The organism is Aerosakkonema sp. BLCC-F183 (genome assembly GCF_041929145.1).
GTDB lineage: Bacteria > Cyanobacteriota > Cyanobacteriia > Cyanobacteriales > Aerosakkonemataceae > Aerosakkonema.
This window is the reverse complement of record NZ_JBHFNU010000021.1, coordinates 132,167-150,111: the sequence shown is the minus strand read 5'-3', so window position 1 is coordinate 150,111 and position 17,945 is coordinate 132,167. Positions and strand designations below refer to the sequence as shown.

The 17,945-nt window shown below is 41.4% G+C and carries 12 protein-coding genes; 8 read left to right on the top strand and 4 right to left on the bottom strand.

The genetic code is table 11. The features are described from left to right. Positions 1–48: 48 nt before the first annotated feature. Positions 49–690, bottom strand: a complete 642-nt coding sequence (locus ACE1CD_RS05835) for an NUDIX hydrolase (RefSeq protein WP_374798873.1) — start codon at positions 688–690, stop codon at positions 49–51. 293 nt (positions 691–983) lie between these two features. Between ACE1CD_RS05835 and ACE1CD_RS05830 the strand changes: the two genes are divergently transcribed. Together ACE1CD_RS05830 and ACE1CD_RS05825 are read left to right on the top strand one after the other, a co-directional pair. After that, positions 984–5,591 carry a PAS domain S-box protein gene (locus tag ACE1CD_RS05830; protein ID WP_374822289.1) on the top strand — a complete coding sequence of 1,536 codons (4,608 nt, stop codon included), beginning with the start codon at positions 984–986 and terminating at the stop codon, positions 5,589–5,591. A 152-nt stretch (positions 5,592–5,743) separates the two neighbouring features. Next, on the top strand, positions 5,744–6,862 hold the full coding sequence (locus tag ACE1CD_RS05825; protein WP_374822286.1) for an ATP-binding protein: 1,119 nt from the start codon (positions 5,744–5,746) through the stop codon (positions 6,860–6,862). A gap of 31 nt (positions 6,863–6,893) precedes the next feature. Here ACE1CD_RS05825 and ACE1CD_RS05820 read toward each other — a convergent pair whose 3' ends face one another. Then, on the bottom strand, positions 6,894–7,952 hold the full coding sequence (locus ACE1CD_RS05820; RefSeq protein ID WP_374822283.1) for a metallophosphoesterase: 1,059 nt from the start codon (positions 7,950–7,952) through the stop codon (positions 6,894–6,896). Between the two features lie 224 nt (positions 7,953–8,176). Continuing rightward, complete coding sequence (locus ACE1CD_RS05815) at positions 8,177–9,562, bottom strand: ATP-binding protein (RefSeq protein WP_374822280.1); 1,386 nt, start codon at positions 9,560–9,562, stop codon at positions 8,177–8,179. 180 nt (positions 9,563–9,742) lie between these two features. Here ACE1CD_RS05815 and ACE1CD_RS05810 point away from each other — a divergent pair, with 180 nt between their 5' ends. Continuing rightward, positions 9,743–10,183: a hypothetical protein gene (locus ACE1CD_RS05810; RefSeq protein WP_374822277.1), complete on the top strand. Its 441-nt coding sequence runs from the start codon at positions 9,743–9,745 to the stop codon at positions 10,181–10,183. A gap of 321 nt (positions 10,184–10,504) precedes the next feature. On the opposite strand, the gene acs is transcribed toward ACE1CD_RS05810, so the two are convergent. Further along, positions 10,505–12,472, bottom strand: a complete 1,968-nt coding sequence (gene acs / locus ACE1CD_RS05805; protein WP_374822274.1) for an acetate--CoA ligase — start codon at positions 12,470–12,472, stop codon at positions 10,505–10,507. Between the two features lie 398 nt (positions 12,473–12,870). Here acs and rfbF point away from each other — a divergent pair, with 398 nt between their 5' ends. The 5 genes from rfbF to ACE1CD_RS05780 are packed head-to-tail and all read left to right on the top strand — an operon-like array spanning position 12,871 to position 17,945. After that, complete coding sequence (gene rfbF / locus ACE1CD_RS05800; protein WP_374822271.1) at positions 12,871–13,644, top strand: glucose-1-phosphate cytidylyltransferase; 774 nt, start codon at positions 12,871–12,873, stop codon at positions 13,642–13,644. A gap of 46 nt (positions 13,645–13,690) precedes the next feature. After that, positions 13,691–14,818, top strand: coding sequence for a CDP-glucose 4,6-dehydratase (gene rfbG, locus ACE1CD_RS05795; RefSeq protein ID WP_374822268.1), 1,128 nt, complete (start codon positions 13,691–13,693; stop codon positions 14,816–14,818). A 3-nt stretch (positions 14,819–14,821) separates the two neighbouring features. Beyond that, a complete protein-coding gene (gene rfbC, locus ACE1CD_RS05790) occupies positions 14,822–15,373 on the top strand; it encodes a dTDP-4-dehydrorhamnose 3,5-epimerase (protein ID WP_374822265.1) in 552 nt (183 codons plus the stop codon). Next, the gene (locus tag ACE1CD_RS05785; RefSeq protein ID WP_374822262.1) at positions 15,370–16,683 is read left to right on the top strand and encodes an NAD(P)H-dependent oxidoreductase; all 1,314 of its coding nucleotides are present in this window, start codon (positions 15,370–15,372) and stop codon (positions 16,681–16,683) included. Before rfbC ends, ACE1CD_RS05785 begins: the two co-directional genes overlap by 4 nt. A 23-nt stretch (positions 16,684–16,706) precedes the next feature. After that, positions 16,707–17,945, top strand: coding sequence for a methyltransferase domain-containing protein (locus ACE1CD_RS05780; RefSeq protein WP_374822259.1), 1,239 nt, complete (start codon positions 16,707–16,709; stop codon positions 17,943–17,945).

The window sequence follows — 17,945 nt, the reverse complement described above, 5'->3', positions numbered from 1 at the left end:
ATCTTGAGCATCATTCTTACACTACCGATGCAACCGGACACGATATCACTAATCAAAATCTGTTTGCCAAGTTGGATTGCGGTAATGCTCAAATAATCGAGCAATCTGAGACGGTACAACGCGAGTTAATGACAACTTCGGCAGATCGAGTTCGTCAAAAAAAGCAATACCTTCTGTCTCAAAACTTTTTGTCGGTGTTCCACCTATCAATTCGCATTGGAAAAACAGCTTGTAGACATGGTGGACTAGGGGTGGATGACCATGCCGAGGATGATTTCTATCATAAATAGCAAGCAATTTGACCGCTCGGACGTGGTATCCTGATTCTTCATAAACTTCTCGGACGATCGCCTCGCTGGGCGAGTCACCTACATCTGCCCATCCACCGGGTAATGTCCAGCAACCATCTTCTCTTTCTTGCACCAACAGGATCTTATTGTCGTCAAAGACAGCAGCCCGCACATCTACCTTTGGAGTCGCATAACCTATTTCACGGTTAAATAAATCCAAGATATAGCTAGGCTCCATGTCAGAATGAGCCGCTATGATATCAACCGCAATTTGACGAATCTGTTGGTAACGCTCAATATCAAACGGATTTTCGTTATACGTCAATCCATTTTGGGCAATTGCCTGCAACTGTTGTGCCCACTCTATCCAGCGATCGCTCATTTGTCGCGCCTTTTCCATCGAATATAAATGTTTCCATGTTTATTGTTCAAATTCTATTTAAGCGTTAATAATAGTTAGCACATAGAGTCGGGTATTTGTTTAGACAAATATATAATTATAACAAAAATCTGGCACTCCCTACAATTTGATTTAAGTGCGACACGTAGCGAGAGTCCTGTAATTGTACAGAAATTGCCTTGTTTCCGGATAAGTACTTCAACTGATGCAGTTTAGCTATTTGTACGAGAGCTTGGTAAAAGGCCATAAAAATCTAATTAAGATTTACCAGATATTAGCGTTTTAAATTTACTATGTCAGAGAATGTTTTGCCTCTGTACTCGCCGGATCTAAACCAAGTACTTGACCGTTCACCCCTCATAGTTTCCCCAAATGCTCTCCTACTAGATGTTTTGGTGCAAATGAGCCAGGTACGGGGAAGTCTTTGTATGTTGGCAAAATCAGAGGCAACAACAGGCTTAAATTCAAATGGTACTAGCTGTGTTTTGGTGATCGAAGAATCTCGCTTGGTGGGAGTATTTACTGAGAGAGATTTGGTCAAGTTAACTGTTTCGCGGCGCAGTTTTAAAGGTGTGACGATCGCGCAGGTGATGACTCACCCTGTAATTACCCTGATACAAGATCGAAAATCTTTCGATGTTTTCACTGCGATCGCGATGATGCGACAACACCGTATTCGCCACTTGCCAATTTTGGATACTGACGGAAAACTGCTAGGAGTGGTAACATCTGAGAGCCTTCGTCAAGCTTTGCAACCAAGCAATCTTTTCCGCATCCGACAGGTGGCGGAGGTGATGACTAGACAGGTAATCGCAGCACCTACTACCGCTTCGGTTTTGGAATTAGCCGAACTAATGGGGGCGCATCGGGTGAGTTGTGTAGTTATTTATCATCCAACAAAAGAAAAAAAACTCAAACCTGTGGGGATTGTCACTGAGAGAGATATCTTGCAGTTTCAGGTACTAGACCTAGATTTAGCGAAAATCCAAGCTCAAACGGTGATGAGTACGCCGCTATTTTGCTTGAGTCCTCAAGATTTGCTGTGGACAGCCCATCAGGAAATGCTTTCGCGGCGGGTGCAGCGATTAGTAGTAGTTGGAGAAGTGGGAGAACTGGTGGGGATTGTCACTCAAACTACTTTGCTGCGATCGCTCGATCCGCTGGAAATGTATGGTGTCGTGCAAACATTGCACCAATCTGTCTCCAAGCTAGAAGCGGAAAAAATAGAGCTGCTTAAAAATCGCAATATCGAATTAGAAAATCAGGTGCAAGAACGTACTGCTCAAGTGCGACAGCAAGCAGAAGGAGAACGCCTGTTGAGATCGATCGCATCTCGGATTCGCCAATCTCTCAAATTAGAAGATATTCTCAACTCTACAGTTACGGAAGTGCGGCAAATCTTAAAGTGCGATCGGGTCATGATCTACCATTTCTTACCCAACATGGATGGGCGCGTAGTGGCTGAATCAGTTGATTTTGGTTGGACGGCGGCAATAGAAAGCCAAATCGAAGATACTTGTTTTATTGACGGAGGAGTAACCAAATATATTCAAGGTAAACAATGGGCTTGTCATAATATTTACACGGCAAACTTAACTCCTTGTCACCTAGAGTTATTAGAAAATTTACAAGTAAAATCTAATTTAGTTGTCCCGATTTTGATCGCCGATAATTTATGGGGTTTGTTGATCGCACATCAATGCTCGCACCCGCGTGAATGGCAAACATTTGAATTAGAATTATTAGACCAACTCAGCGTGCAAATAGCCATATCTATCCAGCAATCTAAAGCGCTTGAAAAAGCTGAAACTGAACTGGCAGAGCGAATACGCACAGAGGAAGCACTGCGTCAAAGCGAACAGCGTTACGCCACTTTAACAAAAGCAGCACCCGTAGGCATTTTTTGTACGGATATGCAAGGAAATTGCACCTACGTTAATGAGCGTTGTTGTGAAATTATGGGAGTTACAGCCGACGAATTATTAACTAAAGGTTGGGCAAATAGATTGCATCCAGAAGATTGCGATCGCGTTTTAACGGAGTGGAATTACGCTATAAAAAAAAAGAAACCTTTTCGCTCAGAATATCGGTTTATTTGTCCGGATGGCACTATTACTTGGGTACTCGGTCAAGCAATCGCTGAAAAACAAAATAACCAGCAGGATATCCTTTATGTTGGCACGATCACCGATATTAGCGATCGCAAACACGTCGAATCAGCATTGCAAACACTAAACGAAGAACTAGAAAGCAAAGTGCAAGAACGAACAAAGGAATTAGCCTTTCAAAAGTTTGCCTTAGATCAAGCAGCAATTGTTTCTATTACAGAAGAAAAAGGCATTATTACTTATGTGAATGATAAATTTTGCGAAATTTATCAATACTCTCAAGTTGAACTAATTGCGAATACCCACAATCTTATCAATTCAGGCTATCATTCAAAAAGCTTCTTTAAACAAATGTGGCAAACTATTGCCAGCGGTCAAGTTTGGCGAGGTGAAATTAAAAATCAAGACAAGAATGGTAATTATCATTGGGTAGACACTACGATCGTTCCTTCTAAAAATGCTCTGGGTAAACCTTACCAATACTTATCTATAGGTTTTGATATTACGCAGCGCAAGCAAGCAGAAGAAGCGCTAAGTCTGAGTGAAGTCAGATTCCGGTCTTTGTTTGAAGCAGCGGCTGATTTCATTCACGTTGTAGACTTAGATGGCTTAATCTGGCAAACTAATCCAGCTTCTATTCAGCAGTCTGGCTATACAGAAATCGAGTTAATCGGTCATCGAATAGATCGATTTTTTACTGCTTGTTCTCAAAAAATTTTTGCCGAAATGTTTCCCAATTTGTTGCAAACAGGCACCCAGCGTTTAGAAGTAGAATTTATTTGTAAAGATGGCACAATTACCATGATGGACTTGTCATCTTCTGTTGCGAGTGACGAAAATGGGCAATTTGCGTATATTGTCATTATTCAAAGAGATATTAGCGATCGCAAACAAACAGAACAATCTCTGAAGCGACAGCTAGCCGCCATTGAAGCCGCGATGGATGGCATTGCAATTTTGGATGAAAACAGCCAATATAGTTACCTCAATCAAGCTCATGCGGAAATGTTCGGTTATAAAAATGCTATTGAATTATTAGGGAAAAATTGGCAAGAATTATACTACCCAAGAGAAATCGCCAATTTTCAGAAAGAAGTATTTCCTGCGTTGGGAAATACAGGTAAATTTCAAGGAGAGACAACTGCTAAAAGGAAAGATGGTTCTACATTTGATGAAGAAGTTTCCCTCACTTTGATTGAAGGCGTAGGATTGATTTGCGTTTGTCGGGATATTACACAGCGCAAACAAGCAGAAGCTTTATTAGCTAAGCGCGATCGTTATTTAACGGCACTCGTAGAAGTCCAACGTCAACTATTAGCTTCTCCTGTAGATAATGAAACTTATAACTTAATTTTGTCAAATTTAGGGCAAGTTTGTGATGTCAGCCGTATTTATATATTTGAAAATCATCAGGATTCCACAGGTAGACTGCTAACCAGTCAGCGTGCGGAATGGTGTGCTGAAAAAATTGAACCTCAAATTGAGAATCAAGGCTTGCAAAATTTCCCCTTAGATAAATTGTCACCAAATTGGCTTGGTGCCTTATCTAAAGGTGACATTATTGAGGGTACAGTCACAGAATTTCCCGAACCAGAACGCCAGATATTAGCAGACCAAGGTATTTTGTCTATCTTGATTTTACCCCTAATAGTAAATGGTGAATTCTTTGGTTTTATTGGTTTTGATAATTGTATACAAGCAAGGGTATGGGAACCTTTAGAAATTAGTATACTGAGTTCGGCGGCAACGGCGATATCGATAGCCAAAGAAAGTCAAATGGCAGAAGAAGCATTACAACAAGCTAAAGGTAAACTACAAGCTGTCTTGGATACCGTACCTGGGTTTGTGTCTTGGATTAGTTCGGATTTGAAATACTTGGGTGTAAACCGACACTTATCTGATACTTTCAAACTACCTGTGGAAAGCTTTATCGGTCAACCGATCGGCTTCTTAGAAAATAGCAGAGAATTTGTCCAATTTATCAGTCAGTTTTTTGCCATATCTAATCAAACAGACTCTCAAACAATATCTATTGAAACAAATGGACAAGAACGCAGTTATTTAGTGGTAGCCCAAAAATACAATAGCGATCGCGCTTGCGTTTCAGTAGGGCTCGATATTACTGAACGCGAAAATGCTGAGGAGCAAATAAAAGCATCGCTCAAAGAAAAAGAAGTACTCTTAAAAGAAATCCACCACCGCGTCAAAAATAACCTACAAATAATTTCTAGTATGATCGATCTGCAATCTCAATTCATCGATTCGCCAGAAATGATGAATATATTTTTAGACAGTCAAAGCCGCATTCAATCAATGGCGCTCATCCACGAACAACTATATCAATCTAAAGATTTAGCTAAAATAGATTTTTCTGATTATGTTGCCAACTTGGTAGATAATCTTTTTAGCTCTTATGGCGTAGATCAAGAGTTAATAAAATATATTATTGATATCGACAATGTTTGCCTCAATCTAGATACATCTATACCTTGCGGCTTAATTATTAACGAATTAGTTTCTAATGCTTTGAAACACGCTTTCCCATACGGCAGAGAAGGAGAAATTTGGGTACAACTTTATTTAGACGAGCAAAACCATATCATCCTGAGCGTTAGCGATAACGGCATCGGCTTCCCGGAAAATTTAAACTTCCAGAAAATTGAAACATCTCTAGGATTGCAGTTAGTATGCACATTAACTAAACAACTAAAGGGTAATATAGAGTTAGATAGAAACAATGGCACGCGATTTAAGCTAACTCTATCAGAACTCAAATATCGGAGAAAAAACTAAACATAAATGGAGATAAGTAAGTGGACATAAATAAACAAAAGATAATTTGTAGGGTGGGCACTAGCCACCATTAGCTAGGTTCAATGTTTACAGGCATTTTGGTGGGCAGTTCCCACCCTACGTTTAAAACAAACCTCAGAGGATTTAAGATTATGAACAATTGTAAGATTTTAGTTGTTGAAGATGAATTGATTGTCGCTAAAAACCTAGAAAATAAGTTAAAAAAACTAGGATATGAAGTCGTGGCAATGATTCCATCAGGAGAAGAAGCCATTCAAAAAGCCGTCGAAGAGAAACCAGACCTGATTTTGATGGATATCATGCTGCAAGGGGAAATGGACGGGATCGAGACAGCAGAATATATTTGGAGTAACTACCATATACCCGTAATTTATTTAACGGCAAATGCAGATACTAGCACATTAAATCGGGCTAAAAATACGGGTTCTTTTGGTTATTTAATTAAGCCGTTTAAAGAAAAAGAATTGAACGCTAATATTGAGTTGGCGCGGCTCAAACATCTGGAGCAAGAAAAACTCAGACAAGAACTGGCAATTTCCGAAGAGTTACGCAAAAAAGCAGAGGAACTCAGCGAACTGCGATCGCGTTATATGTCCATTACCTCCCACGAGTTTCGCAATCCCCTCACCAGCATTATTATGTCCGCAGATTTGCTGGAAATGTATAATGACAAATGGTCGGAAGACAAAAAGAAAAAACATCTTCAACGTATTCAAAAAGCGGTCAAAAATATGAATAGTTTGTTGGAAGATGTGTTAACTTTGGGGCGGATGGAATCGGGCAAATTATCATGCCAACCCACAAGGTTGAATTTAGTTAAACTCTGCGAACAAATCTTAGATGAATTGCAAATAGCAGAACTTATGCCGCAGCAAATTGTCTTGGCAATTAATGGTGAAGTTCGAGATGCTTATATCGACGAAAAATTACTGCGGCACATCTTGGTTAACTTGCTTTCTAATGCGATTAAATATTCTCCCCAAGGTGGAAGAGTTGATTTTACGCTCAATTTTGAGGAAAATTGGGTAATATTCCAAATTCGCGATCGCGGTATTGGTATTCCGCCAGAAGACCTGCAAAAATTGTTTGAAACTTTCCATCGCGCTGCAAATGTCGGGGAAATTCCCGGTACTGGCTTAGGGTTATCGATCGTCAAAAGTTGCGTTGATTTACATAAAGGCGAAATTTATGCAGAAAGTCAAGTTGGTGAAGGCACAAAATTTACAGTTAAGCTGCCTATTTCCTATTGATGTCACGATAAAAATATCCAAAATGGGTTTTTTAAATAGGCAGTAAATCGATGACAACTAATTCCGGACGGCACAAAAACCTCACTCTGGGTGCAACTCCCCTTTCCATCCCAACTCCTCGCGAAACTATCAGCGTGCGTCCGTCACCGATATCGGTGACACCAGCTGCCCATTTGCGAGGCACTCTCGACATTTTGATCGCAGGGCCAATGAAAGGAAGTCGCACCTGACCGCCATGAGTGTGACCTGCAACTAACAAATCGGCATTAATATTGCCTAAAGCAAAATCAGGTGCATGACCGAAGACGATGTGAAATTTGCCTACACATTCGGGAATTTTTAACTGAGGATTTCGCGAATCGTTTAGAGTTAGTCCGGTGATGCAAAGTTTGGCTAGCGGTATGGTTCTACTATCTTGAAATACTGTTACGGGCAAACCATCAAAAATATGCGCCCATCCCTCATAAAACTCTTGATCGCCTTTGACAGCATATACGCCTAACTTGGCATCGAAGTTGATTTCTTTGAGGAAGGAGTTGAGGTTTTGCCGCAGTTTTTCTCGGCCAGGAGAGTTGTATACTTGGATATAATCTCCGGGCAGAAGTATCAGGTCAGCTTTCTGATTTATGGCTGTACGCAATGCTTGCCGCTGATAATCGCCCCAAACGTCGGTTTGGAAGTCAGCGAGGACGAGTATTTTTAATGGCTTTTCTAGCTTTGGGGTACTGATTTGAACGTGAGATACTTGCAGCCAATAAGGTTCGATCGCAAACGCATCAAGACCGATACCGCCGATGATTACTGCCAACACAGCAAAGGCGATCGCAATTTTTTTGAACGATTCGTACAGTGCGATCGCTAAGCCGATCGATATAATCAACCCATGCAAGAATATACCATAGCTCATCAGTCGAGCTATCCCAAATAAACTTTCTCCCAGAAACGCTGCAAAAAACAATCCCGCTAAAGCAAATAAACCTATGCCAGCACCGATCGCCCACCGCGTCTGCTTGCGACTAAGCCATATCAAAACCGCTATGTCAACAAAGAATAAGATGAGGTTGTAGAGTATATTAATTTTTAAAGACATATTAATTAATTTGCGTCATTGACGTTTATTTTAATTTTAATCCAAAAGAATGTCAAAAAGAAGTTGAGGAATGGCAAAGCGATCGCCTGTTGAATACAGGAACAAGGACAGATTCCCGTTCCGCATATATCAATATATTTATAATGCCGTTTCCATACAAAAATGTTCCCATTATAACCTTACCATAACAATTACCAAAAAAAACAAACTTACCTACTACAAAATTATTTAACTTTTGGGTAATATCGATTTTTGACATATTCTTTTAGAACATGATTTAAGCTAAAATAAGTTGTTTTACTTTCTTCTTCTACTTCTAATAATAACCGCATTTTTAGAGAGCGCATTACATTCACTAAATCGGATACCGATAATCCTACTATCTTTAAAATATCCGGCAAAGCAACAGGTTCGCTTTCCTTCGCCAGTTGAATCATCACTGCTAACTCTTGCTGAGTTAGGCGCTGAAATTGTTGGTCTAATTGCGCTTGTAAAGATTCATCTAATATCGGTGCATCACATTGCAAAAAGTTAGCGACACTACCGCCAAATAATTCTTGAATCGTGCTAGCAGTTAATTCTAACCACAAAGGATTACCTTCATAGGTATGGATCAAATTTTCCCAACTTTCTTCGTCTGATAATTTACGGTATTTCAGTATTTCTTTCCCTGCTAATCCTAAACTGCCTAAAACGAAGGTTTGCACGTAGTTATTGCTGCTTTCTAGTTTGGCAATTTCTCTTGGTTTTTCCCAGCTATTGAGTAAAAAACAGCTATTATGATTAACTTCGGCAATTAGTTTAAAAAATAATTGATAATCTTCATATCCTGTTTTATATTGACCCGCCAGTTGTCCGCTGGCAAAAAGCATTTGTAAGTCATCGAATATAATTAAACAGCGATGCTGGCGTAGGTAGTTGAGAAGTTGGGATATTTGCGCTTCGGTATTTTGGGGAATGTCTGCTTGTTGGGGGAAGATTTGCAATAAATTGGTGAGTATGGTGTTGAGTGTGGGGGAAAAGTGGAGACTGCGATAGATGATGTAGTGGAAGTTCGTTTTGATTTGTTCGATTAGTCGAAGTGCTAGGGTGGTTTTACCGATTCCGGTGATTCCCAGAAGTGCGATGAGGCGACAGTTTTGTTGTAATATCCAGTTTTCGAGGGTGGCGAGTTCGGTGGTGCGATCGTAAAATCTGAAGATTTCCGGTGCGTCGCCTAAGTCCATTTGGGGTTGATTTGGGGTTTCTTGAGGTTGTGGTGTGGGGGAGTGCGATCGCGTCTTTTCTTGACAAATATTTACATTATTAACTGTTCCATAATTTTTCTCTATAGCTGATGAATAACTATTATAAAATTTTGCCCTTTCTAGTATTCCTCTCACATTCACTTTACTAACATCTTCGCCTAATACCTCTGAAAGTATTTTCCATAGTTCAGAAGCAGCGCCCCTCACATAACCTTCACTGCAATTACGATCTTCTGCTATTTTCGCATATTTCCGACCTTGGAATGTTTCCCTTAAGATAGCCTGTTGCAAATCATCTAAGTGGTTTCCCGTATTGGAAAACACTACCTCGTCGGCAAATCTTAAGATTTCCTGAAGTTCCATAAGTCGCTTATTTGCTGGTTTTTGTATATTTTATCTAATTTTTTATCACATTTTCTTACATTTTACACGATATAATACAACTTTTTATGATTAAGCAAACTGAATTATTGTCGGATATGCGCGATCGTATGATGTTTTAAAAAGTTAATTATTCACACATCTTAGCGAGATGAAAAAACAATGCGTGCAAAATATTTGTTAGTTTCAATTTGTCTTGTTTTAGGTTTTTTATTAACTGCGGGCATATCTATTGCTAGAGATCCTTGGGCATTATCAGGCGGGCAAAAAAATGGATACTGTATATTTGATGGCCCAGGCGATTACTGCGGATTCGATCAGTATCCTACCAGGGATAAAGGACAAGCTAGACGTATCGCAGGATTTTATATAGATCCCGTAAATTATACACCCCCAGATCAAAGGTTTTCAGTTCGATACCAGATAAAGCCGTGTAATCGTGGATGGGTAGGAACATATTCACAGATACTTTCTAGTGCCGGAAATAATTGGATAGGCTTTCCACAAAATGAAAATATATGTTCATTTAGATATAGCCTGCATATGGCTTGGGGGGAAAGGCGCAGGTTAAACTTTGAAATGAATTATTACTTAGATTACTAGCAATTCTTTACTAACTCTTATTTAGAATAGTAGTTTGAGAGTTAGTACAGCCGGACTTTCTCCAAATGCGATCGCATTTTCATTTTTTCCTAAAATGCGATCGTAATCTCATAGTCTCACATCTTATCTCACGCTCGACAAAAGCTAAGAAACTCGGTTTCTTAGCTAAATATCTATGCTTTGACGTTTAGCTATTTTTACAACGATTTTAAAAGAGCGGACTGAAAAGCGATCGCTCTTCGGTTAAAAAACAGCGATCGCTCTTGGCAATTTAGATAATTTTAGATTTTGAATTACCCAGCAATCCAAAATCCTCTCATCCTAAGCGCCTTCTCTCAACTTATCCAAAACGCCCCGATCTTCCAAAGTAGAAGTATCGCCGGAAACTTCTTGTCCGGCGGCGAGATTTCGCAGCAAGCGCCGCATGATTTTACCGGAACGAGTTTTCGGTAATGCGTCGGTAAAGCGAATTTCTCCGGGACGTGCGATCGCGCCAATTTCCTGAACAACGTGCTGCTTCAGTTGCTTGTTCAGTTCATCCGTCGGTTCATACGTACTTTCTAAAGTCACAAAAGCAACAATATCTTCGCCTTTCAGTTCGTCCGGCTTACCCACAACAGCCGCTTCAGCTACCGCTGGGTGAGACACTAACGCCGATTCGACTTCCATCGTACCGAGGCGATGTCCGGCAACATTTATTACATCATCAACGCGACCCATCACCCAGAAATAACCATCTTCATCGCGACGTGCCCCATCGCCAGCAAAGTAGAAATACTGCCCATCTTGCGGGGGAATGTGTTCCCAATAAGTGCGGCGGAAGCGATCGGGATCGCCGTACAATGTCCGCATCATCCCCGGCCAAGGATATTCTACCGACAGATAGCCGCCTTCATTATCGCCCACCGAATTGCCATCCAAATCGACCACATCGGCGATAATGCCGGGGAAAGGACGGGTAGCGGAACCGGGTTTGGTGGGAATTGCCCCAGGTAGCGCGGTAATCATAATACCGCCAGTTTCTGTTTGCCACCAAGTATCGACGATCGGACAGCGTTCGCCGCCAATTACCCGGTGATACCACATCCAAGCTTCTGGGTTAATCGGTTCGCCGACGGTTCCCAACAACCGCAGGGAAGAGAGATTTCGCGCTTTGGGTAGCTGTTCGCCTGCTTTGATGAAAGCGCGAATCGCCGTAGGTGCGGTATAAAAAACTGTGACGCCGTGTTTTTCGATCACATCCCAGAAACAACCGGGATTGGACGCACGCGGCGCACCTTCGTACATCAGACTGGTTGCACCGTTGGATAAGGGGCCGTAAAGTACGTAGCTGTGTCCCGTAATCCAACCGATATCGGCGGTACACCAATATACATCGGTGTCTTTAATGTCGAAAATCCACTTGGTTGTCATGTGGGTGTATAAGTTATAACCGCCAGTGGTGTGGACGACGCCTTTCGGTTTGCCGGTACTGCCGGAGGTATAGAGGATGAAAAGTAAGTCCTCGCTATCCATTTCTTCGGCGGGGCATTCGGCGGAGACACCTTTTTGCAAGTCGTGCCACCAGCGATCGCGTCCTGATTCCATGTGTATTTCTTGACCGGTGCGCTTGACAACCACCACATCTTTGACGCTGGGGACGCCTTCTGCCAAAGCTTTGTCTACTTGAGTTTTGAGAGGTACGATCGCATCTTTGCGCCAGCCGCCATCGGCGGTGACTACCACCTTCGCTTGTCCGTCGATGAGGCGATCGCGCAACGCCTCCGCACTGAAACCGCCGAAGACAACCGTGTGGGGTGCGCCAATTCTGGCACAAGCTAACATGGCGATCGCCGCTTCTGGAATCATGGGCATATAGATACCGACGCGATCGCCTTTTTGCACGCCTAGCTGTTTCAGCACATTGGCAAATTGGCAAACTTCCCGATGCAATTGCGCGTAAGTGAGAGTGCGGGTATCTCCCGGTTCTCCTTCCCAGATTAAAGCTGCCTTATTTTTCCGCCAAGTAGTTAGGTGTCTGTCCAGACAGTTATAGGAAATATTGGTTTTACCGTTGACGAACCACTTAGCGAAAGGCGGTTGCCAATCTAAGACGGTATCCCACTTTTGGAACCACTCTAACTCTTGTTCGGCTAGTTCTGCCCAAAATTTCTGGGGATCGGCTTTGGCGCGATCGTATAGTTGCTGATATTCCTCTAAGCTCTTAATATGAGCGTTTTGCGAGAATTCTGGGGATGGTTGGAATAAGCGTTTTTCTTGCAGGACTGATTCTATCGTTGATTGCGGCATTGTTTTCGATCTGTAGTTATTATTTACGCCTGGATTTTCTATCTTGCCGCAGATCTGTACCAAAGTATTTTGAGTTTTTTTAAGTTTGGTAGCCAACAAGCTTGACTGTATGGTTTGGGCGATCGCACATAATTGTAGTAAGGGTTATAAATGAGAAGTTATGCCATTAATTCGCAAGCCAGAAAATTCACCCTTATAGATTGGTAGCCAAAATTTCCATAAAAGTTCCGAAACATCTGAGCTAGGGTACAAAAAATCATTTTCATCAAAAATTTATATTTTTTTAATCTATTCTTTAGATTTTTATATTGCTTTACTTTATATATTAATGATATATCCTATAGAATAGGTAAGAATTAAATGGAACAATAAATAATTTTAATAACCGTGGTAATCCTATGAAAGCAGTGATATTAGCAGGGGGATTGGGTACTCGCTTAAGCGAAGAAACCACCATTAAGCCAAAACCAATGGTGGAAATTGGGGGACAGCCAATTCTCTGGCACATAATGAAGATTTATGCCGCTTATGGTATTAACGACTTTATTATTTGTTGCGGTTACAAAGGTTATACGATCAAAGAGTATTTTGCCAACTATTTTATGCGGATGTCGGATGTCACATTTGATTTGCGATTTAATCAAATGAACATTCATAAAGGCTATGCGGAACCTTGGCGCGTCACGTTGGTAGATACAGGCGAAAAAACTATGACTGGCGGACGATTGAAGCGAGTGAGAGAGCATATTGGTAATGAAACTTTTTGCTTAACTTACGGAGATGGAGTCAGTAATGTAAATATCGCTAAAGTAATAGAATTCCACCAACAGCAGGGCACCTTGGTAACCTTGACTGCCGTTCAGCAACCGGGACGTTTCGGAGCTATTTCTTTGGCAAAAGATCAAACTATCATCAATAGTTTTCATGAAAAGCCACAAGGAGATGGAGCCTGGATTAATGGGGGGTATTTTGTTGTAGAATCGGCAGCGATCGATTACATTGCTGATGATGCGACAGTGTGGGAACAAGAACCAATGCAAAAACTCGCGCATCACCAACAGCTATCAGCTTACAGGCACGATGGATTTTGGCAACCGATGGATACTCTCAGGGATAAGAATTACCTGGAAAATCTGTGGGAAAATGGAAATCCGCCCTGGAAAATCTGGTAAAAATTTCGCAGCTAAGAATTATCTTTAGTGATAAACAGGTGAATTAATGGATTATACATTTTGGCATGGTAAAAAAGTTTTAATTACAGGCCATACGGGATTTAAAGGTAGTTGGCTATCCCTGTGGTTGCAAAGCTTAGGAGCAGCGACTATAGGATATTCCTTGCCAGCACCGACGCAACCCAGTTTGTTTGAACTGGCAAATGTGGAGCGAGGGATGATTTCGATCGTCGGAGATATTCGCGATTTGGAAAATCTCCAAGCGGTGATGGCACAACATCAACCAGAAATTGTTTTTCATCTAGCCGCTCAACCGTTGGTGCGTTATTCCTATCAGTATCCGGTGGAAACTTACACCACAAATATCATCGGAACGGTGAACGTTTTAGAAGCAGTTCGCCACACTCCCAGTGTCCGAACAGTGGTGTCGATTACTAGCGATAAATGCTATCAAAATAAAGAATGGGTTTGGGGATATCGCGAAAATGAAACTTTGGGAGGTCGAGACCCCTATTCCAGCAGCAAAGCTTGTGCGGAAATAGTAATTGCTGCCTATCGAGATTCTTATTTTTCTGCTGCTGATTACGCTCGCCACAAGGTAGCAATAGCAAGTGTCAGAGCAGGTAACGTCATCGGTGGCGGTGACTGGGCGGCAGATCGGTTAATTCCCGATATTATGCGATCGTTTATGATGGGTCGATCGGTCTTAATTCGCAACCCCCATGCCACTCGTCCTTGGCAGCACGTCTTGCAACCTTTGAGCGGTTATTTGTGCGTAGCCCAGCATTTGTGGAAATATGGGCCTGAATACGCCGAAGCTTGGAACTTTGGCCCTAACGAAGAAGATGCCAAACCTGTAATTTGGATTGTGGAGAAGTTAACAAAATTATGGGGAAATGGAGCGAGTTGGGAATTAGATGCAGCGCATCATCCCCACGAAGACAATTACTTGAAGCTTGATTGCTCGAAAGCTAAAGCTAAATTGGGATGGCAACCTGCATTATCCTTAGAGCAAACCCTTGAATGGATAGTAGAATTTTACCAAAGTTATCTCAATAAGCAGGATATAAGAGAGATTGTGGAAGACCAAATTAAGCGCTATGGAAATTTAGAAGAAAATAGTGTTTTATCTCGCTCATTAATCGCTACGCCACCTGTTTTATCGGTGAATTAAATTATGCAATTTACGGAAACGCAGTTGCAAGGAGCTTTCTTAGTCGATATCGAAAAAATATCCGATCGGCGAGGCTTTTTTGCGCGTATATTTTGCGCGAAAGACTTTGAAGAGCGAGGCTTGAAACCACCAATTGCCCAAACGAACTTATCTTTTAACCCTAAAAAAGGTACGCTGCGCGGATTGCACTATCAAACTCCTCCGGTAACAGAAGCAAAATTGATTCGCTGTACCAAAGGCGCTATTTATGAAGTAATTGTAGATATGCGTCCTGAATCTCCTACCTATCTATCTCATATTGGTGTGGAATTAACAGATGAAAACCGCCGCGCTTTGTACGTACCGGAAATGTTTGCTAATGGCTACCAAGCTTTGACAGATGAAGCGGAAGCAATCTATCAAGTAAGCGATTTTTATACTCATGGATACGAACGAGGTCTGCGTTACGACGATCCTTTACTTAATATAAATTGGCCACTCTCAGTGAGTGAAATTTCGGCAAAAGATGCGAGTTGGCCATTCTTGGAATCGGTTCTTATAGGAGGAGAAAAATGATTATTGTAGATCGAGCGCTGCAAGCACGCGCAGAAGCAGGAAACCCCATCAAAGTAGCAATGATTGGTGCTGGAGCGATGGGTCGAGGCATTGCCAACCAAATTATCAATTCAGTGCCAGGAATGAAGCTGGTAGCTATCTTTAACCGACATTTGGATAAAGCAAAGCGAGCTTATGAAGAAGCGGGAGTTGCAGAGGTTAAAGTTGTTAATAATGTGGCTAATTTAGAAGATGCGATCGCTCAAGGGAAATATGCGATAACCGATGATGCGATGTTGTTGTGCCAAGCAGAAAGCATCGATGCTTTAATTGAAGTCACTGGTACGATCGAATTTGCGGCTAAAGTCGTGATGGAAGCGATATCCCATCGCAAACATATCATCTTGATGAATGCCGAATTAGATAGTACGATCGGCCCTATTTTGAAAGTTTATGCCGATCGCGCAGGCGTGATTATCACCGCCTGCGATGGCGATCAACCAGGGGTAGAAATGAACCTTTATCGGTTCGTTAAAAGTATTGGATTAACTCCTCTTTTATGCGGTAATATTAAAGGGCTGCAAGACCATTATCGCAACCCCACTACCCAGGAAGCTTTCGCCAAACGCTGGGATCAAACACCGCAAATGGTGACCAGTTTTGCTGATGGTACTAAGATATCTTTTGAGCAAGCGATCGTTGCCAATGGCACGGGTATGAAAGTCGCCAAACGCGGTATGTTGGGATACGAATACTCCGGTCATGTTGATGAAATGACTAATATGTATGACGTTGACCAACTAAAAGAATGGGGTGGCATTGTAGACTATGTTTTAGGTGCAAAACCAAGTCCGGGCGTCTTTATCTTTGCTACCAACGACGATCCCAAACATCGCCATTATCTCAATCTTTTTAAATTAGGTGAAGGCCCTTTATACAGCTTCTACACGCCTTACCATCTCTGCTACTTTGAAGTACCAATATCAGTAGCTAGAGTTGTGTTGTTTCAAGATGTCATATTAGCGCCTTTGGGTGGCCCAGTTGTAGATGTGGTGGCGATCGCAAAAACTAATCTCAAAGCAGGAGAAACTTTAGACGGTATCGGCGGCTATTTGGTCTACGGTCAGTGCGAAAATTCCGATGTGGTAACAAGAGAAAATCTATTGCCAATAGGTTTAGCCGAAGGTTGTCGCCTCAAGCGAGATATTCCCAAAGACCAAGTAGTAAGTTACAATGATGTAGAATTGCCCACAGGCAGACTCTGCGATCGATTACGGGCAGAGCAAAATCACTACTTCTTTCCTGTAGAAAAAACCTTAATTAAATCATAACAAATATCACGACAAAATCAACCATGAAAAACTCTCACTGCGCTTTCTGCAATACCCCGATTAAACATAATTTTGCTGATTTAGGAATGTCACCGATCGCGAATGACTATTTAAGTCAAGAGCAGCTTAATCGCGTTGAAAAATTTTATCCGATTCGTGCTAATGTTTGCGAAAAATGTTTGTTGGTGCAATTAGAAGAAATCGAATCGCCAGAATATATGTTTGGCGATGGGAATTACCCTTACTTTTCTTCTTATTCCGATAGTTGGCTAAAACACGCCAAAGCTTACAGCGATATGATAATCGCCAAATTGGGGCTTAACCAAAATAGTCAAGTTGTAGAAATTGCCAGTAATGATGGTTATATGCTCCAGTATTTTCAGGCCAAACAAATTCCTGTTTTAGGAATAGAACCTGCGGGTAATGTAGCGAAAGTAGCCCAAGAAAAAGGCATTCCTGTTCTGGTCAGATTTTTTGGTGTAGAAACAGCAAAAGAAGTCGTCTCCCAAGGCAAACAAGCCGATCTTTTATTAGGAAATAATGTTTTAGCTCATGTACCAGATTTAAATGATTTTGTAGCGGGAATGAAGCTTGTCTTAAAACCATCTGGTATTTTGACAATGGAGTTTCCCCATTTATTACAGATCGTAGAAGGAAATCAATTTGATACAATTCACGAAGAACATTTTTCTTATCTATCTTTATTAACTGTCGAAAAAATCTTTGCCACCCACGGCTTAACCCTGTTTGATGTAGAAGAAATTCCGACTCATGGCGGTTCAATTCGCATCTATGGAAAGCATGAAAACGCACCAAATCCAGTTGTCACCGATCGCATAGAGCGGGTGAAAGAAAAAGAAATCCAAGCCGGATTAGACCAGATAGAAACTTATCTAAAATTTAGTGAAAGAGTTAAAGCAACAAAGCGGAAACTGTTAAGCTTTCTCATTCAAGCCAAATCTGAAGGAAAAGTAATTGTTGCTTACGGTGCGCCATCCAAAGGCAACATCCTGCTCAATTACTGCGGTATTCGTACAGACTTTATCGATTACGTAGTAGATCGCAATCCTCACAAACAAGGATTATTTATGCCCGGTAGTCATATCCCCATTTTATCTCCAGATAAAATCTTTGAAACTAAGCCAGATTACTTGTTAATTCTGGCCTGGAATCTCAAAGATGAAGTGATGGAACAAATGGCAAAAATTCGGGAATGGGGAGGAAAGTTTGTCGTACCAATTCCAGAAACACAAGTTTATTAG